The 18,682-nt window shown below is 64.1% G+C and carries 11 protein-coding genes and 1 pseudogene; 7 read left to right on the forward strand and 5 right to left on the reverse strand.

Annotation, left to right across the window (positions count from 1 at the left end; all coding sequences use genetic code 11):
* Positions 1 to 26: 26 nt before the first annotated feature.
* A complete protein-coding gene (locus ACVWWJ_RS21825) occupies positions 27 to 1,922 on the reverse strand; it encodes a M61 family metallopeptidase (RefSeq protein ID WP_456969454.1) in 1,896 nt (631 codons plus the stop codon).
* A 335-nt stretch (positions 1,923 to 2,257) separates the two neighbouring features.
* Here ACVWWJ_RS21825 and ACVWWJ_RS21830 point away from each other — a divergent pair, with 335 nt between their 5' ends.
* Positions 2,258 to 2,896, forward strand: coding sequence for an outer membrane protein (locus tag ACVWWJ_RS21830; protein WP_456969455.1), 639 nt, complete (start codon positions 2,258 to 2,260; stop codon positions 2,894 to 2,896).
* 65 nt (positions 2,897 to 2,961) lie between these two features.
* Here ACVWWJ_RS21830 and ACVWWJ_RS21835 read toward each other — a convergent pair whose 3' ends face one another.
* The 4 genes from ACVWWJ_RS21835 to ACVWWJ_RS21850 form a co-directional block, all read right to left on the reverse strand.
* Positions 2,962 to 3,666, reverse strand: coding sequence for a glutathione S-transferase N-terminal domain-containing protein (locus tag ACVWWJ_RS21835; RefSeq protein WP_456969456.1), 705 nt, complete (start codon positions 3,664 to 3,666; stop codon positions 2,962 to 2,964).
* 54 nt (positions 3,667 to 3,720) lie between these two features.
* Complete coding sequence (locus ACVWWJ_RS21840) at positions 3,721 to 5,232, reverse strand: amino acid permease (protein ID WP_456969457.1); 1,512 nt, start codon at positions 5,230 to 5,232, stop codon at positions 3,721 to 3,723.
* Between the two features lie 196 nt (positions 5,233 to 5,428).
* Positions 5,429 to 6,469, reverse strand: a complete 1,041-nt coding sequence (locus tag ACVWWJ_RS21845) for a glycerophosphodiester phosphodiesterase (RefSeq protein WP_456969458.1) — start codon at positions 6,467 to 6,469, stop codon at positions 5,429 to 5,431.
* 86 nt (positions 6,470 to 6,555) lie between these two features.
* On the reverse strand, positions 6,556 to 8,856 hold the full coding sequence (locus ACVWWJ_RS21850; protein WP_456969459.1) for a TonB-dependent receptor: 2,301 nt from the start codon (positions 8,854 to 8,856) through the stop codon (positions 6,556 to 6,558).
* Positions 8,857 to 9,039: 183 nt separating this feature from the next.
* Here ACVWWJ_RS21850 and ACVWWJ_RS21855 point away from each other — a divergent pair, with 183 nt between their 5' ends.
* From ACVWWJ_RS21855 to ACVWWJ_RS21880, 6 genes and pseudogenes are all read left to right on the forward strand, one after another.
* Entirely contained in the window at positions 9,040 to 10,962 is a 1,923-nt protein-coding gene (locus ACVWWJ_RS21855) for an alkaline phosphatase family protein (RefSeq protein WP_456969460.1), read from the forward strand.
* A 147-nt stretch (positions 10,963 to 11,109) separates the two neighbouring features.
* Positions 11,110 to 13,101 (forward strand): bifunctional 2',3'-cyclic-nucleotide 2'-phosphodiesterase/3'-nucleotidase, encoded by a 1,992-nt coding sequence (locus tag ACVWWJ_RS21860; RefSeq protein ID WP_456969461.1) that lies wholly within the window; start codon positions 11,110 to 11,112, stop codon positions 13,099 to 13,101.
* A gap of 447 nt (positions 13,102 to 13,548) precedes the next feature.
* Complete coding sequence (locus ACVWWJ_RS21865) at positions 13,549 to 14,703, forward strand: homoserine dehydrogenase (RefSeq protein WP_456969755.1); 1,155 nt, start codon at positions 13,549 to 13,551, stop codon at positions 14,701 to 14,703.
* Entirely contained in the window at positions 14,697 to 15,647 is a 951-nt protein-coding gene (locus ACVWWJ_RS21870) for a homoserine kinase (protein WP_456969756.1), read from the forward strand. The genes ACVWWJ_RS21865 and ACVWWJ_RS21870 overlap by 7 nt, the downstream gene beginning before the upstream one ends.
* A 2-nt stretch (positions 15,648 to 15,649) precedes the next feature.
* Positions 15,650 to 16,927: a threonine synthase gene (thrC, locus tag ACVWWJ_RS21875; protein ID WP_456969462.1), complete on the forward strand. Its 1,278-nt coding sequence runs from the start codon at positions 15,650 to 15,652 to the stop codon at positions 16,925 to 16,927.
* Between the two features lie 537 nt (positions 16,928 to 17,464).
* Positions 17,465 to 18,661, forward strand: a pseudogene (locus ACVWWJ_RS21880) (2-isopropylmalate synthase); the annotation flags it as partial.
* Positions 18,662 to 18,682: the final 21 nt, after the last annotated feature.

Raw genomic sequence — 18,682 nt, forward strand, 5'->3', positions numbered from 1 at the left:
GAAGGGCGCCTTTCGGCGCCCCCTTTTCATTTCGCCTTGTAAAGCTCGCCCAGCCAGTCGGGCTTGCTCTTGTCGCGTTCCAGATGCGGATACATCAGGCCGTCGTGGTAGTCGACGTTGACGGTCTTGTAGGTGTCGAAGTTCTTCACCAGCAACTGGATCGGGGCCTTGCTCGTCTTCGCTTCGGTGACGGCGTCCTTCAGCACGTCGCCGGAGAACTCCTTGTTGTTCACCGCGATGATATGCATGCCCGGCGAAAGACCGGCATTGAAGGCCGGACCGTCCCAACGCACGTCGGAGATATCACCCTTCGACGACACGCCGAAGCCGGCCGAGTAGGTCAGGTCGGTCATCATGCGGCGGGTCTCGAACGCCTTGATCGCGTCGGAAGGCTTGTCGTTGTAGACCAGCTTCCAGCCGCCGCGCTCGATGCCTTCGATATCGCCCTTGTGCCCATCGATGCGCTCGCGCAGGTAGGTCGACCAATCGAACGGCGCAATGCCGTTGAGCGTCGAGACCACTTCTTCGAACGTATACGGGTTGACCTTCCAGTCGCCGTCCTTCATGCCGAAGAACGCCTTGGCGAAGTTGTCCAGGTTGCTCTTGTTCTTGGTCAGCTCGCGCAACTTGGTGTCGACGTCGAGCCATACCATCTGGCCGCCCTGGTAATAGTCTTCGCTCATCTGGTAATTGCGATACGAGAGCGGACGACGCTGGGCAATGGTCGGATCGTTGGTGGTGTCTTCAATGTTGCGCCAGGACAGGCCCGGACGGCCCTTGTCGTAGGTCGCAGCGACGAAGGCGAGCAGGTCGCGCGCCTGGTCCTGCGTCACGAGGCCCGAACGCGCTGCGACCACGTTGCCCCAGAACTGCGTCTGGCCTTCGTAGACCCACAGCAGGCTGTTGCCCATGGGTACGTTGAAGCTCGGCGTGGCCAGGTCGGCACCACGACGGTACTTGCCGTCCCAGGAGTGGTTGTACTCGTGCGCGAGGAGGTCGCGGCCGAGCCAGTTCTTGTCCCACTCGGTGAAGTAGCCCGGGGCAGCGCTGTTCTCCGAGGAGCGGTGGTGTTCCAGGCCAATGCCGCCGAGCTTGTCGGTGAGCGCGAGCAGGAAGTCGTAGTGGTTGTAGTGGCGCGCACCGTAGAGCTTGTCCATCTGCTGGACGAGCTTGCGGTGGATTTCCAGTGCTTCCGGCTTGATCTCGAGCGACTTGGCGTTGTCAGCCACGATGTTCAGGTGCACCGGCGAGCGGCCGTTCGGGTCGAGGTCGACGCGCTTGAAGTAACGGCCGGCGAAGATCGGCGAATCGACGAGGTCGTCGTAGTTGATCGTCTTGAAGTTGACCGTGTCGCCGCTCTTGCTGGCTTCTTCCAGCGCGCTGCCGAACTGGAAACCAGCCGGAAGCTTCACGCTGGCGTCGACCTGCACGCGATCCGCGCGGTAACCCGCCGGATACAGCGACACCTGGTTCCACTCGACATTGACGATGTCGGGCGTCATCACGATGCGACCCTGGCGGGTGTCCTGCGGGGTCAGCGTCTGGAACTCGACATCGACCGAGGTGGCGCCAGCCGGCACGTCGACATGGAAGGCATAGACGTTGAACTCGTCACGCTTCCATTCGATGCGCTTGCCACCGGCCGTCACGACGAGGCCGGCGAACTGGTCGATCGGACCGGTCGGGGAATGATGGCCCGGGATCCACTGCGGGAACAGCAGCGTCAGCGGACCCGCCGGAGCGGGAATGTTTTCACGAACGCGAAGCACGCGATGATCGAGGTCGGTCGCATCGACGGCAAGCTTGAGCGTGCCGTTATAAGCGGTGTCCTGCGGAGCGGGGACATCATCCGCGCGGACGGCCGTCGCGCCAACGCTGGCGAGTGCCGCCAGCAGCGCGGAGGCAAGAAGGGTGGATTTCACTGAATTCTCCCGTGGAGCGTGTGGGTTGCCCGGACATCCATGCGAGCGGGTCGGCGCGAGCCCCTGCGGTTCGCGCAAGCCTCCGATGCTAAACGGCGTGGGCCGGGGTGCCCTATGCCAGAGGTCACGGGCGTTCTGACCGCCGGGCCCGACCGACGCGCTTGGCGTAGGCACGACAGTCAATCCGCAGCCATTCCAATCGTAGAAACTTACGATACGGATACGCGCAAAAAGTGCTTGGCGCAGGAAGTTAAAAGATCGTAATATCGCGCGGCCAGTAAAGGGGCCGCCCGGCGAAGGGGCCGGTGCGCACTACCAGGAACACAGGGATCCTCATGGAAAAGCTTCTTCTCACGGCGGCCGCTGCCGCCGCGCTTTCGTTTGCCGCGTTCGGTGCCAATGCCTCCAGCGAAGGCACCTTCGTTGGCATCAACGGTGGCCAGACACATTACGACATCAGCCACAGCGGCTTTCAGGACAAGAAAGACGCCGCCTTCGGTGCGGTGGCCGGTTACCGCTGGGCGGTGGATCGTCCGTTCTACCTCGGCGTTGAAGCCGGGTACGTCGATCTGGGCAAAATCTCGTCGAAGTACGAGTACGGCACTCCCAGCTACGGCGAGACGGACAAGTTCAAGTTGAAGGGTCGCGCAGTGCTCGTCGGCGCGAATGGCAAGTGGGAACTTCCGCACCACTGGACGATCACCGCTCGCCTCGGCCTGGCACACTCGCACACGTCGTACGACGTAGACGTGAGCGAGACCTACGCTGGCCAGAACGTGTTCAGCGAAAAGTATCGCGACTCGTCGAACGACAATGGCATCTACGCAGGCATCGGCTTCGGTTACGACTTCACGAAGAACTTCGGCGTGACGGTCAACTACGACAACTACTCGCTGAAGGCGCAGGGCATCACCGATGACAAGCGCACGGTGAATGTCGGCGTCTGGGGTGGTGCGGCAGAATTCCGTTTCTGATCCCATTGCGTCTTGCACCACAAAAAACGGCCGCTTTCGCGGCCGTTTTCTTTTGGCGTGGTGGGTCAGGTGCGTGAAGGAATCTTCAGTCCCCGCTCCACGCCCGAGCGCGACGTCCCGCGCTCAAGCCAGGCAATTACGTTCTGAAAATCGTCGAAGCCGACGAGCTCACGCGCACCGTAGAACGTTACGAGGTTATTCACCCAACCCAGCGTGGCGATATCCGCGATCGTGTACTCATCGCCAATGATCCACTTGCGCCCGTCGAGGCGGCGATCGAGTACGCCGAGCAGACGCTTCGATTCATCGACATAACGCTGCAGCGGACGCTTGTCCTCGAACTCGCGGCCGGCGAACTTATGGAAGAACCCGACCTGTCCGAACATCGGCCCGATGGCCGCCATCTGGAAGAACACCCACTGGATGGTTTCCCAGCGCTTCGCCGCATCGACCGGGATGAATTTCCCGGTCTTCTCGGCAAGATAGAGCAGGATGGCACCTGATTCGAACAGGCCGATCGGCTTACCGTCGGGACCGTTCGGGTCGATCATCGCCGGGATCTTGCCGTTCGGATTCAACGACTCGAACTCCGGCGTCTTGTTCTCGTTCTTCATGATGTCGACGAGGTGCACCTCGTACGGCAACCCAAGTTCCTCGAGCAGGATCGAGGTCTTGACCCCGTTGGGTGTCGGCAGCGAGTAGAGCTGGATCCTGTCCGGATGCGCAGCCGGCCAGCGCGAGGTAATCGGGAAGGCGGAAAGATCGGACATGAGGCGTTCCTTCGAAGGGGTAACGCCCGACGTTAGGGCGTACTCCACAGGCTTTCAAGGGTCCTGGCGATTGAGCTTGCTGTGCTTCACACCATAGGTGAAGTACACGATCAGGCCGATCGCCATCCAGATGGCGAAGCGCTCGAAGGTGATCCACGGTAGGCCCCAGATCAGCGCCAGCGAAAACAGGATGCCCAGCGGTGCGACGAACCACACGGCAGGCGTCTTGAATTTGCGCTCGAGGTTCGGCCTGCGCACCCGCAACACCAGCACCGAGGCGCAGATCAGAATGAACGCGCTGAGCGTGCCGATATTGACCAGCTCCGCCACTTCGCCGATCGGCAGCAGACCGGCGACCACGGCGGTAAAGATGCCGAGGATCATGGTCGGCCGCGCAGGCGTACCGAAGCGCGGATGCACGCGGGCGAACCAGGCCGGCAGCAAGCCATCGCGGGACAGGGCGAACCAGATGCGCGCCGCGCCGAGCATGAAGGCGAACAGCACGCTGATGACGCCGATGACGGCGGCGACGGCAATGACGTTGCTGAGCCACGGCAGGCCGATGGCGTTGAAGGCATCCGAGACCGACGCTTCGCCGTTGAGCGTGCCGTACGGCACGATGCCGGTGAGCACCAGCGATACCGCGATGTACAGCACCATGGCTACGGCCAGCGACAGGAGCACCGCACGCGGAAGATCTCGCTGCGGATCCTTGGCTTCCTCAGCGGCAGTGGTCAGCGTGTCGTAGCCGAAGACGGCGAAGAACACGACGCTCGCACCGGTCAGGACGCCCTGCCAGCCGAAGTGGCCCATGCCCTTGTCGTCGAACACGCGCTCGGGAATGAACGGATGCCAGTTGGCGGTGTTGATGTAGAACGCACCGACGCCGATCACCAGCGCCACGCCAATCACCTTGATGCCGACAATCACGGTGTTGAGGCGCGCGCCCCATTCGGTCTTCACCGAAAGCAGGATGGCGACGAACAGCGAGATACCGGCGGCGATGATGTTGAAGCGGTGGGCGTCGGTCGGTGCTGCCACGGGATGAGCGAAGCCGATGCCGAGCGGACCCACGGCGTGCTGCCAGTAATAGGCCATGGTGTCGGCGCTCATGCTCTTCTGCGCCCATTCCGGCAGATGGACGCCGGCGGAGGCGAGCAGTACCTGCACGTACCCCGACCACCCGATAGCCACGACCGCAACCACCAACGCGTACTCGAGGAGGAGATCCCAGCCGATGATCCAGGCAGCGCCCTCGCCAAGCACGGCGTAGCCGTAGGTATAAGCACTACCCGTGACTGGAATGAGACCGGCGAACTCGGCGTAGCAGAGGGCGGCGCACGCGCTGCCCAGGCCGGCGATGATGAAGCTGAGCGCGACCGCGGGGCCGGCATTCAGCGCCGCCTGCTGGCCGGCCAGTACGAAGATGCCCACGCCGATGATGCCGCCGATGCCGATGGCGGTGAGCTGCCACAGGCCCAGCACGCGCCTGAAGTCCTTGCGCTGGCCTACCTCGGCCTGAAGCTGCTCGACGGACTTGTGACGGAGGAACTTGGCTAACGACATCGGGCGATCCCTGGGACTGGCTGAGCCGGGATCATACCTGCGCGGGGCGGCTGAGGGAGCCGGACGGGCCCATGTGGGAGCCGCTTCAGCGGCGATGAGGTTGCAGCTTCACCGCTCCGTTGGCTTTTCGCCGATGAATCGGCTCCCACATGCCCTCATTCGCCGATGAATCGGCTCCCACAAGGGTCAGCGACGGTTATTTGCCGTCCAGGGCTCTACGTCCCAGCGCCGGATCGTCGGTAAAGAACGCGTCGATACCGGTAGCCAGGTAGGCGCGAATCTCCTCAACCGAGCCGGCTTCGTTCCGAGCCGCATCCCCGGCGTCATTACGGAAATCCGCAGCGAGGAAGTGGTTCTCCGGCCGGAACGTATACGGGTGGACCTCGAGCCCGGCGGCGTGCGCGTCGTGGACCAGGGGGGCGACGGGCGCCAGCTTGCCATCCTTGGCCAGCGGAATGATGCTGCGCGTCGACGGCCCGATGGCGTCGGCATAGGTCGCGATGACCTTGAGCCCCGCCGGCGTCATCATCGCGCCATACGTGGTGTCGGCGTCATCAGCCGGGTGCTCCGCCGCGTCGTCCATCAGCTGGAGCAGGCGGATATTCGGATGCGCCTTGCCGAGCTTGTCGTGCAGGTACTTGAGGTTGCCGATCTCGAACGACTGGATCTCGACCGGCGCCGTCCGCGTATAGGCGTGCGCGGCGAGGGTGGCCAGCACCTTGTCTTCCATGGGAAGTCCGACGCCACGGAAATACGTCGAGTGCTTGATCTCGGGAATGATGCCGATGATACGGCCGCGTGCCGATGATTCCGCGGCGACGTACTCGATCATCTCGTCGAACGTCGGCACGCTGAACTGGCCGTCGAATGCCGTGTTGGCCTTGCGGATATCGGCGAGCCGTTCGCGGGCACGCAGCGTTTTCAGCTCTGCAAGAGTGAAGTCTTCGGTAAACCAGCCGGTGATCTGCACGCCGTCGACGGTCTTCGTCGTGCGCCGGCTGGCGAACTCGGAGTGCGCCGCGACGTCGGTCGTGCCACCGATCTCGTTCTCATGACGAATGACCAGCACACCATCTTTCGTCGACACCAGGTCGGGCTCGACGAAGTCGGCACCGTCACGGATCGCCACCGCGTAGGAGGCCAGCGTGTGCTCGGGGCGAAGCGCACTCGCGCCACGGTGTCCGATGACGAGGACCTTCGCGGCAAGGGGCTTGGCCGGTGCGGCATGCGTGGACATCGAGAGCGCTCCAAACGCCAGGGCGAGAGCGCACGAGGATAGTGCATACAACGAGCGGCCATGCCAGGAGCGGGCAATTCGTTTCATCAGAAGTCCGCCGTGAGGGTAACGAAGCTCTGGCGCGGTGCGCTGGCGTGGAAAGCGAGCGCGCGGCCGTTCGGATCCGTGGCCGCGAAGGCGGTCAGGTTGGTCGCGTAACGGTGATCGGTGAGGTTGGTGATATTGAGGGCCAGGGTGAGTGCCTTGAGGCTGGCGACGGGACCGAAGTTATAGCTGGCACCGAAGTCGAAGGCGGTGGCGCCGGCGACGCTCTGGTCGTTGGTATAGGTGTAATAGCGCTTGCCCGTGTACTTGCCCTGCAGGCTCGCCGACCACGGGCCATAGGTATAACTGATCTCGCTGGCGTACATGCGCTTGGGCGTATCGACCGTGGTCTTGTCCTTCACTGGCACGATCTGGCCGTTGGCCACGTAGTTGTCGTCGTACCTGGAACGGTTGAACGACGCCGAGTTGTACCACTCGAAGCCCTTGACGGGCTTCCAGATGAAGGTGAACTCCGCACCACGGCTGCTCACCGAACCGACGTTGACGAAAGCCGTGTTGCACTCCGGACGCGTGCCCTGCTCGATGCTGGGGCAGGGGTTGAGCGACAGCAGGCGGTTGTCGAACTTCACGTCATACAGCGCGACGGACGCTTCGTACCACGTGCCGACACTGCGAAAACCGCCGTCGATGCTGCGCGACTCTTCCGGCTTGAGGCTGGACTTCGTGCCGTTGAATGCGGTCTGCGAGACCGACAGAGGTCCACCCGCGCCGCCGCCCTGGAACGCAGCGATGTTCTTCGCGTAGGAAAGGAAAAGCTCCTGTCCCGGCGCGAGCTGGAAGGCCAGGCCGGCCTGCGGAAGGAAGGCCTTCTCCGCCTTGAGCGTACCGTTCGCATAGGGACTCTCGACACCAGGCAACTCGCGCGCGGTCATGGTGGTGTGCGGGCTCTTGACCCCGAAGTCGACACTGAGACGATCGTCCAGCGCCTTGAAGCTGTCCTGCAGATAAGCCTGCTTCGTCGTGATCACATAGTCCTGCGCGAACAGGCGGCGATCCGGATCGGACAGGTAGCGATCGTCGCTCACCGGGCCATCGATGTAATAGAAGTTGCGCTCGACGTGATGGTTGTTCTTCTCGTACCAGATACCACCCTCGACGTGATGACCGCCAAGGTCCCACGCCAGCGATGCGATGGCACCGTTACGGTTGATCGTGTAGTTGGTGCTGCGGATCGAGATGGGCAGTTCCTGCGCCGTGCCCGGATACGACTTCTGGCCCGGAGACCACCAGTGACCCTGGCCGGCGTCTTCGTGGTGGTAGACCTGGGTGTGCAACGTCGCCGAATCGGAAACGGTGAAGTCACCGGCAAGGTAGTAGAGGTCATCGCTGCGCAGTGCACGGCTCTGGTAGTAAGCGTCGTCGATGTTGTCGACGCCACCGGAAAAACCGCAACGGGGATCGCTCACACCACCCTTCGTGTACGTGGGCGAGCAGTAGGCCGCCGCGAGCGCACGCTTCCAGTCCGGGGCATAGAGATTCCAGTCCCAGCCCAGGCCACGCTGCATGCCGCTCTTGGACAGGTACGCGTAATCCGCCTGGCTGGTACGCGAGGTATCGGCAAAGCCGGTGATGCGATTACCCTCGCCAAACTCGTAGACGGCCTTGCCGTTGAACTGTTTGGTGTTGGTCGGCGAATTGGGATTGGCCCACATGTCCGCGTCGGTGTGCGCGCCGGACAGGTACATGGAGAAACCCTTGTAGTCACCCGTATCGATGCGCGCGTAGCTGCGACGGTTATGGTCGCTGCCGAAGGTCTGCGCGACTTTGCCGCCGAAGGTCTTCGCCGGGTCCGACGAAAAGTACTGGATCGCGCCACCCAGGTTGCTCGTCGAGGCCGTGCCAAGCGCGCCGATGCCTTCGGACAGTTCGACCGTCGCCATGTTTTCGGCGATCAGCGCACGCGAGATGTTCAGCCCGTTGTAGTTGCCGTACGCGTTGTCGCCCAGCGGCAGGCCATCCAGCGTATAGCCCAGGCGCGTGGCGTTGAAGCCGCGCAGGGTGATCGTCTGCGATTCCTCGTTGGCGCCGAAGGCGTCGTTCGACTGGACGGACACGCCCGGCAGCCGGTTGAGGATCTTTTGCGGGCTGGTACCCGGCGGCAGCACGGTCTGGTCGGCCGGCGTGATGCGCTGCACCTGTCGCGTCTCGCCCTGGCCGATGACCGACACGCCCTCGAGCTGCTGGGCCTGGTCGGCGGCCGGCGGCGGCACGTCCTCGGCGTGGGCCTGGAAGGCCATGGCGGAGGCAAGGGCGAGGAACAGGTGACGGCGGGAAAGCATCATGATCGACAGGGAACTCGTCGTGGGGAAGCCGACAAGCCTGCGGGCGCCATATGTATGTTTTCTTACGGCAGGATGTGATTCTTACGAATGGGTGTCGGGCATCGCATTTTTCTGATGCCTCGTCCCCGAACTGAAACACGGGGGCGTCACCATGCTCACCTTTTATCCTGACGGAAATTTCCCATGCGCCGACTCGCCCTCCTGGCCTCCCTCTTACTTGCAGGGGTCACCGTGGATGCGCAGGCGCACCGCGTCATCGTCTTCGTGTGGGACGGCATGCGACCGGATGCGATCAGTGAGGATGACACGCCCAACCTGGCGGCCCTGGCGAAACAGGGCACATTCTTCGCGGATAACCACGCGACGTATCCCACCTTCACCATGATCAACGCGTCGAGCTTCGCGACGGGCTCGTTTCCGGGTACGACCGGCTTCTACGGCAATCGTTTCTGGGCGCCGGGTGCGACCGGCTTCGACGCCAAGGGCGCGCCAAGCGATTACAACGCGCCGATCTACACCGAGGACTATGCGGTCCTTCGCGCCCTCGACGATCACTGGCACCACGACCTGCTCGAGGCACCGACCCTGCTCGAGCGCGCACGAAAGGCCGGCCTGAAGACGGCCGTGGTGGGTAAATCCGGCCCGGCCTTCATGCAGGACATCCACGAGGGCGGCGTGATCCTCGACGAGAACGTGGCCTTGCCGCTGGACTTCTCGAGGCGCCTGACGAAGGCGGGCCTGCCGCTGCCGGCCAATACGGTTCATGCCTACGAGGCGGACCGCTTCCAGCTCGAGCCCGACAACGGCACGCCGACGGCGCAGCTGCCGCTGGTGACCCTGAAGGACGGCGTCACCTCCGACGCCTCCGATGCCGCCGGCGCGCCACCGACGGCATCGAATGCTTACCTGATGAACGCCTTCCTGACGTACATCCTGCCGATCGAGAAGCCCGATATCAGCTTTGTCTGGCTGCGTAACCCCGATTCCACCGAACATCTCTACGGTGTTGGCTCACCCAACTTCCATCTGGCGCTGCGCGCACAGGACGAACTGCTAGGCAGGCTGCAGGCGCGCCTGAGGGAGCTTGGCATGGCGGCGGATACCGATCTTGTCATCGTCTCCGACCATGCACACAGCAACGTCTCCGCGCCGCTGGACCTATTCCCGTTGCGCACGATCGCGGATGGCCGCGTGGGCAAGCCCGATGGCGAATGGGGCTATGCCGTGTCTGGCGCCATCCGCCTGGCGGACGAGATGACCCGCGCCGGTCTCACGGCCTTCGATGGTTACGGTTGTCTCTACGTTCCGGTGATGTCCGGCATCGCAGCCGACGGCAAACCGGTACGCCCGACGCGATTCGACGACGATGGCAAGCTCTGCGGCAAGCCCGGCCCGTACACGACGCCTGCCTACAAGGTTCCCGTGGAACTGCCGAAACAGGCGTTCGTCATCGCCCCCAACGGCGGCAGCGAGTACCTTTACCAGCCCGAACACGATCGCGCACAAGTGCTCAAGGCGGTGCGTTTCCTGCAGAGCCAGGAATACATCGGTGCCATCTTCGTCGATGCGCGCTACGGGAAGGTTCCTGGCACGTTGCCGCTCGGCGCGGTACGCCTGGCGAACAAGCGCTCGCCGGACATCATCGCCAGCTATGACTTCAACGCGGATGCCGTCGTGCAGGGCTTCAAGGGCACCGTCTATACGAGTATGTCCAACGAGCGCGGCATGCACGGCAGCTTCAGCCCGGTCGACGTACACAATCTGCTGCTGGCCAGTGGCCCGGACTTCCGCAAGAACATGCGCAGCGAGCTGCCCAGCGGCAACGTCGATCTGGCACCCACGCTGGCTGCGGTGCTCAAGCTGGAATTCGGCAAACCCGACGGGCGCGTTCTGCGCGAGGCACTCGAAGGCCGCAACGGTGATGGGCTCACCGTCAAACCGGCAGACGTGACGACCGACGTCGCCACCGGCCTCGACGTCCGCCGTGTCGACGGCTCACCGATGAATCGCAGCGCATACCGCTTCGTCCTGAAGACCAGACAGCTGAACGACAACGGCAAAACCTACACGTACTTCGACCAGGCCAAAGCCGAGCGCACCCCGTAACCTGCCCCGCTCCCTGTGGGAGCCGATTCCTCGGCGAAAGCCAGTCCACCGCACCCCCATTCGCCGATGAATTGGTTCCCACAAAAAAACGGCGCGGGTTTCTGCTAGTTTTCCGACCCGACACCCCAAAGCCCCACCGGATACCCCATGCTCAAGCATCTCGCGATGGCCACGCTCTCGGCCGCCCTGCTCGCCTCCTGTGCCGGCGCGCCGAAAGGCAAGACTGCGCACCCCGCGGCCATCACCGATGGCGCGACGCTGGACCTGGCCATTCTCGAGACGACCGACGTCCACTCGAACATCCTTTCGTACGACTACTACAAGCAGAAAGACGATCCGACCTTCGGCTACGAGCGCGTCGCCACGCTGATCCGGCAGGCCCGGCAGGAATTCCCGAACACCGTGTTGTTCGACAGCGGCGACACCATCCAGGGCTCGGTGCTCGCTGACTACCAGGCGATGGTCAAGCCGGTAGGTTGCGATACGGAGCTCGGCATCTACGCGGCGATGGATACGATCGGTTACGACGGCGGTACCGCCGGCAACCATGAATTCAACTACGGCCTGCCCTTCCTCGCCCAGGTCACCAACACGGCGATGAACGTCGATGGCGTGAAGGCACAACAGTGCGCCGGACCGAAGTTCCCTCTGGTGCTATCCAACGTTTACAGCGCACGTGATGGCAAGCCCATCTTCAAGCCCTGGACCATCGTGAGCAAGACGGTGAACGTCACCACGGCCATGGGCAAGGTCGTTCCCACCACCCTGCGAATTGGCATCATCGGTTTCACGCCCCCGCCGATTCTCGACTGGGACAAGCGCAACCTGCAGGGCAAGGTCACCGTCGACGGCGTGGTCGAAGCGGCGAACAAGTACATGCCCGAAGTGCTCGCGCAGAAGCCGGACCTGGTCGTCGCGATCCTTCACGGCGGCCTCAACACGGCGCCGTACACACCGCAGATGGAGAACGGCGGCTGGTACCTCGCCGGCGTACCGGGTATCGACGCGTTGCTTCTCGGGCATTCGCACACCGAGTTCCCCGGGCCGCGCTACATGGACATGAAGGACGTCGACGCCAGGCGCGGCATCGTGCGTGGCGTGCCGGCCGTGATGGGCGGCTTCTTCGGCAAGGACCTCGGCGTGATCAACATGTCGCTCAAACGCGAGGGCGATCGCTGGGTGGTGGAGAAGGACAAGAGCCACAGCCAGGTTCGTCCCATCTGCCCGAAGAAGAACGAATGCGTCGCCGCGGATCCCGCCATTGCGCCGATCGTAAAGGACGCACACGAAGCCGCCATTGCGTACGTCAACACGCCGATCGGCGCGACCGATCACGATCTCAGCAGTTACTTCGCTGACGAGGGCAACATGAGCGCGATTGCCGTGGTCAACGCCGCCCAGGCCGACTATGCACGTGATGAGCTGAGCCGCACGCATCCGGAATGGAAGGACGTGCCGGTGATCTCGGCGGCCTCCGCGTTCCGCACGGGCTTCGGTGGTCCGGACGATTACACCGATGTGCCGAAGGGTTCAATGACCATCCGCAACGCGGCGGACCTGTACTTCTATCCGAACACCCTTGCCGCGGTGAAGATCGACGGTGCGGGCGTGAAAGCCTGGCTGGAGGAGTCAGCGCGCCGCTTCAACCAGATCGATCCGTCGAAGGACGGCGAGCAGCCGCTGACCGGCAAGTTCGTCGCGTATAACTTCGACCAGATGCAGGGCGGCATCACGTACACCATCGACATCACCAAGCCGGAAGGGCAGCGCATCGGTAACCTTCGCTACAAGGGCAAGGCGGTCACGGACAGCCAGCCGTTCATCGTAGTGACCAACAGCTACCGTGCGAACGGCGGCGGTGGCTTCCCTGGTATGAACGGCGCGTCCGTCGTGCTTAACGCGCCGGACGGCAACCGCGAAGTCGTCATCAAGTGGGTGGAAGCGAAGAAGACCATCACCGCAAAGGACGTCGACAAACGTTCGTGGAGCTTCGTGCCGGTGAAGACCAAGGGCACGCTGACTTTCTCGGCCGCCTCCGGCAAGGAAGACATCGCCAAAGCCCAGCACCTCGCCATCAGGCAGCTCCGCGACAACGGCGACGGCACCGCCGTCTACACCCTGGACCTCTCAAAACACTGACCTTCCCAGTCGGTGCGGATCGCTTCCTGTGGGAGCCGCTTCAGCGGCGATAGGGGACTTGCCCAAACCCCCATTCGCCGCTGAAGCGGCTCCCACACGAGGCAGCAGACGACTCCCCCGGCCGCTTCAGCGGAATCCACATAGGCCATCCGGCCAGCACGGGCCCGCTTGACAGCCCCATACACGCGGGCATAACGTCGGGCCATGCATCTCAACGCGCCAGCGCTGCGTTTCACCACCCCGGCCCTCACGGCCGGTGCGCTTGCGTCCGTCATCACCACCGCGACTACAACGACAACGGCCACTACCGTGGTCGGAGGATCGGAGTTCGCGCGCGCCTAGTTCCTTGTCGCTGCCGGCCCCGACCTCCCGCAGGACGGGATCGGCGCCGGGACTCCCAGCGAAGACACCCCACCTGATGTGACGAAGGGCCTCTCACCGGAGGCTTTGATCGTGTCCATCGCTGTCGCACTACCCCGTTCACCCTTACGTGTCGCGCCTGTCCGCGCGGCCGTCGCCCCCCTCGTGATCAACATCGGTGTTGTCGGACCGGGCAAGGTAGGCAGCGCCTTCCTGACCCAGTTGCGCCTCGCCGCGCCCCGCCTGCTGCGCGAGTGCAACCTTCAGCTCAGCCTGCGGGCGGTCAGCGACAGCCGGCACATGTGGCTGGACTGCGACGACGACGCCCTCAACGGACGCCAGCACGGTGCCCAGATATGGCGCCCGGCCGAACTCGACGAGTTCGCCGCGTATGTGTCCGGCCGCGAGGGCGAGGTGGCCGTGCTCGCCGATTGCACCGCCAGCGAGATGGTGGCCAATCACTACGCCGGCTGGCTCGCGGCCGGCATCCACATCGTCACCCCGAACAAGCGCGCTGCCAGCGGGCCACTCGATCGGTGGCACAAGATTGCCCGAGCGTCCGACGCCAGCGGCGCCCGCCTGCACTACGAAGGTACGGTGGGCGCCGGCCTCCCCGTGGTCCAGACCCTGCGCGACCTGATCGACACGGGCGACGAGCTGCTCGCGGTGGAAGGCATGCTTTCCGGCACGCTGGCCTGGCTGTTCAACCGTTTCGACGGCTCGGTGCCGTTCTCCGCACTGGTGCGCGAGGCGCACGCCATGGGTTACACGGAGCCCGACCCGCGTGACGACCTCTCCGGCATGGATGTCGCCCGCAAACTGGTGATTCTCGCCCGCGAAGCCGGCGTGGCGATCTCGCTGGACGACGTCGGCGTGCGCAGCCTGATCCCTGCCGAACTGGCCGAGGGGTCCCGCGAGGACTTCATGGATAACCTCGCCGTGATGGACGCGCCGATGGCGGCTTTGCTCGCCGATGCCCGCGCCGCCGGCGGCGTCCTTCGCCATGTGGCCCGCCTCGACGGCCGCCACGCGTCGGTAGGTGTGCAGGTGATCGGCTCCGACCATGCCTTCGCCCATTCGCGACTGACCGACAACGTGGTGCGCTTCGCCACGCGCCGTTACTGCGACAATGCCCTGGTCGTCCAGGGGCCGGGTGCCGGCCCCGAGGTCACCGCCGCGGCGGTCTTCACGGACCTGCTGCGCGTGGCCGGTGCCATGGGAGTAAAACGGTGCGCATGCTGAAAGAAGAATCCTCGCCCCTGGTCCGTGCGGATGTCGCCGTGGCCGAGGCATACGCCAGTGTCGGCAATGTCGGCATCGGCTTCGACATCCTGGGCCACTGTGTAGAAGGCGCGGGCGATCGCGCTGAAGTTCGCCGCATTCCCGAGCGCGAGGTGCGCATTGCCGCTATCGACGGCGTGATCACCGACCTGCCGATGGCTGCCGCGGATAACACCGCCGGTGCCGCCCTGCTGTCGATGATGCATGCGCTCGACTTGCCCTTCGGGTTCGAGCTGGTCCTGCACAAGGGCATTGCGCTGGGCTCCGGCATGGGTGGGTCCGCCGCTTCCTGCGTCGCTGCCGTCGTCGCCGCGAATGCCTTGCTCGACGAGCCGCTGTCACGCGAGGCGCTGTATCCCTTTGCACTGGATGGCGAGGTCGTCGCCAGCGGCAGCCGTCATGGGGACAATCTCGGGCCCATGCTGCTCGGCGGCCTGGTCCTCGCGACGGACAAACGCCTCGTCCGTATTCCGGTGCCGGCCGAGTGGCACTGCGCGCTGGTCCACCCGCACGTGGTGCTGGAAACCCGCCGGGCCCGCGCCGCGCTCGCCGGGCCTTACGCGCTGGGCGAGTTCGTCGCGCAGAGCGCGAACCTTGCCCTGGTCCTCGCCGGTTGCTATCGCGGCGAAGCAGCCCTCGTGCGTGAAGGCCTTTCCGACGTTTTGATCGAGCCGCGACGCGCTCCGTTGATTCCCGGCTTCGCCGCCGTCAAGCAAGCCGCGATCGACCATGGCGCCTTTGGTGCCAGCATTTCCGGTGCGGGCCCGAGTGTCTTCGGCTGGTTCGAAGACCGCGCCTCCGCCGAAGCCGCGTCACGCGACATGCGTGCCGCCTTCAGGGCTGCCGGTCACGACAGCGATGTACTCGTCGCGCCCATCGACGGCCCCGCCGCCCGGCTGCTCTGACCATGCGCTATGTCAGCACGCGCGGCGGTGCCGCGCCCACACGTCTTTCCGATGCCATCGCCGCGGGCATCGCGCCCGATGGCGGCCTGTATGTTCCCGAGAAGATGCCGCGGGTGCCGTTGCCACCGGCAAACGGCTATCTCGCGGGTACCGCGCTGCGCATGCTCGAGCCGTTCTTCGAGGGAGACCCGTTGGAGGACGACCTGCCGGCGATCTGTGCCGAAGCGTTCTCGCATCCGGCGCCGCGCCGTGAGCTGAGGATCGAAGGCGCCTACCTCCTCGAGCTATTTCACGGACCGACGGCTGCGTTCAAGGACTTCGGCGCACGCTTTCTCGCCGCTTGCCTGAGTCGCCTCCGGCGCGAAAGCGATCGCCCACTGACGATTCTGGTAGCAACCTCGGGCGATACCGGTGCGGCCGTCGGTGCCGCCTTCCACAATCTTCCCGGTGTACGCGTCGCCATTCTCTATCCCGACAACCGCGTGTCTCCGCGGCAGGCCCACCAGCTCGGTAGTTTCGGCGGCAACGTACGCGCGCTACGCGTGGAAGGCAGCTTCGATGACTGCCAGCGGCTGGTCAAAGGCGCGCTCGGCGATGTTTCGTTACAGGGTGACGTGCCGATGTCCTCGGCGAACAGCATCAGTCTCGGTCGTCTGTTGCCGCAGATGGCGTACTTCGGGCACGCCTCGTTGAACGCGGATGGCCCGATGAACGTGATCGTGCCGACCGGCAATCTCGGTAATGCCGTGGCCTGCCTCTGGGCACGCGATATCGGTCTGCCTATCGGCGAAGTGGTCTTCGCCTGTAACGCGAACGATACATTGCCGGAGTTCTTTGCCGGTCAGCCGTACCGGGCGCGCGACGCCGTGGCGACCATCGCAAACGCGATGGATGTCGGGGCGCCGAGCAACTTCGAGCGATTGAGTCACCTGTTCGGTGGCGATGACAACGCACGCCGCCAGGGCCACGCGGAAGGCGTCGACGATGCCGAGATCCGCGATGTCATACGCCGCCATGCTGCCAGCGATAGTGAAGTCTTCTGCCCACATACAGCGACGGCGATTCGTGTGTTCGAACGTTGGCGCATGGCGGGTGATACCCGGCCTTGGACGATTGCCGCTACGGCGCATCCGGCCAAGTTCGATACAGTCGTGGAACCACTGATCGGGCGTTCGGTCGAGGTTCCTGAGGCACTCGGCGCGATGCTCGAGCGTGAAGCTCACGCCGAGCCGCTGGCGGCGGATGCGGGAACGTTCGCGGAGTGGCTACGTCGCTGGTGAGGGATTCGCGACCGGGTTATCGCCGATGAATCGGCTCCCACAGAGAGCATCGCCGATGAATCGGCTCCTACATAGGGCTTGGGCGCGCCAATCGCTCATGTGGGAGCCGATTCATCGGCGATGCTTTTCGTCCAGATATCCCGTCAATACCACTTCCAGATTCCCCCGCCAGAATGCGATCTGTGACGGCAAACCACGCCCTCAGGCGTCTAGCCGTCCAAACGTCCCGGGAAACAAGTTTCAAGAGAAAGTGTTGACACGCGTCGACGAACTGACTTACGTTCGGTGACATGACGCAGCGCACCACCAATGGCCGCTTTGCCCTGAACCGCCTTCCGGCGGCAGCAGGCAAGCTGCGTCTCGGCGGCGGCCTCCTTCTTATTAACCTTGTACTTATTACCTGCGGAGGTGCGGGCTAAGGGCAAGTGTCCAGGTAACCAGAAACAAACCTGAAGACTCCTGAAAACCCCGCACCCGGCAACGGATGCGGGGTTTTTTATTGCCCCAGGCCCGCCTCATTCACGAGCGGAGCCAGACATGAAACCAGCGACCCAGGGCAGCACCGAATCCGTCGAGAGCGACGTAGGCGGCCGCGTGCGCATCTTCGACACCACCTTGCGCGACGGCGAGCAGGCCCCCGGCTTCTCGATGGACCGACGTGCGAAATTGCGCATGGCACATGCCCTGGAGGAACTGGGCGTCGACATCATCGAGGCGGGCTTCCCCCAGGCCTCACCCGATGATTTCGCCGCCGTGGCGGAGATCGCGAGGACGCTGAAAACGCCCACGATCGCCGCATTGGCCCGATGCCAGCCGGCAGACATCGACAGTGCGGGCAAGGCATTGCAAGGCGCGCGACACTCCCGGATCCACCTGTTTCTGTCTACCAGTCCCCTGCACCGCGAGCACAAGCTCGGTAAGAGCAAGCAGGAAGTGATCGATATCGCTGCAACGGCGATCCTCCGGGCCAAGGCCCTCGCTCACGAAGTCGAATTCTCCGCCGAAGACGCCATGCGCACCGAGCCGGACTACCTCGCCGAGATCTTCTCTGTTGCTATCGAGGCGGGTGCCTGTGTCCTCAACGCGCCCGACACGGTCGGCTACGTGACGCCGCAGGAAATCACCGAGATGTTCACCTACCTGCGCAAGCACGTGCGCGGCGCGGACCGCGTGGTGTTCTCTGCGCACTGCCACGACGATCTGGGCATGGCCACCGCCAACAGCCTGGCCGCCATCAGCGCCGGCGCACGGCAGGTCGAGTGCACCATCAATGGCATCGGCGAACGTGCCGGCAATGCCGCGCTGGAAGAGATCGTCATGGCGCTGCACACGCGCCGCCCGCTGTTCAAGGTCGATACCGGCATCGTCACCGAGCGCCTGTTCCCGACCTCGCGCCTGCTCGCCGAAGTCACCAGTCAGGCCGTGCCGCGCAACAAGGCCATCGTCGGCGACAACGCGTTCGCCCACGAGTCCGGCATCCACCAGCACGGCATGCTCAAGCACCGCGGCACCTACGAAATCATGCGGCCGCAGGACGTCGGTGCGAAGACTTCGCTGGTGCTGGGCAAGCATTCCGGTCGCCACGCCCTGCGCCAGCGCCTCGTGGAACTCGAGTTCGAGATCGACGAAGCCACGTTTGACGCTGTTTTCGACCGCTTCAAGGTACTGGCCGACAGCCAGCGCTCGGTCACCAACGACGATCTCAGCGCGCTGATGCGCGCCCACCAAGACCACCACACCACCGCGCGCGTCGCG

This window comes from Luteibacter sp. HA06 (assembly GCF_054061215.1).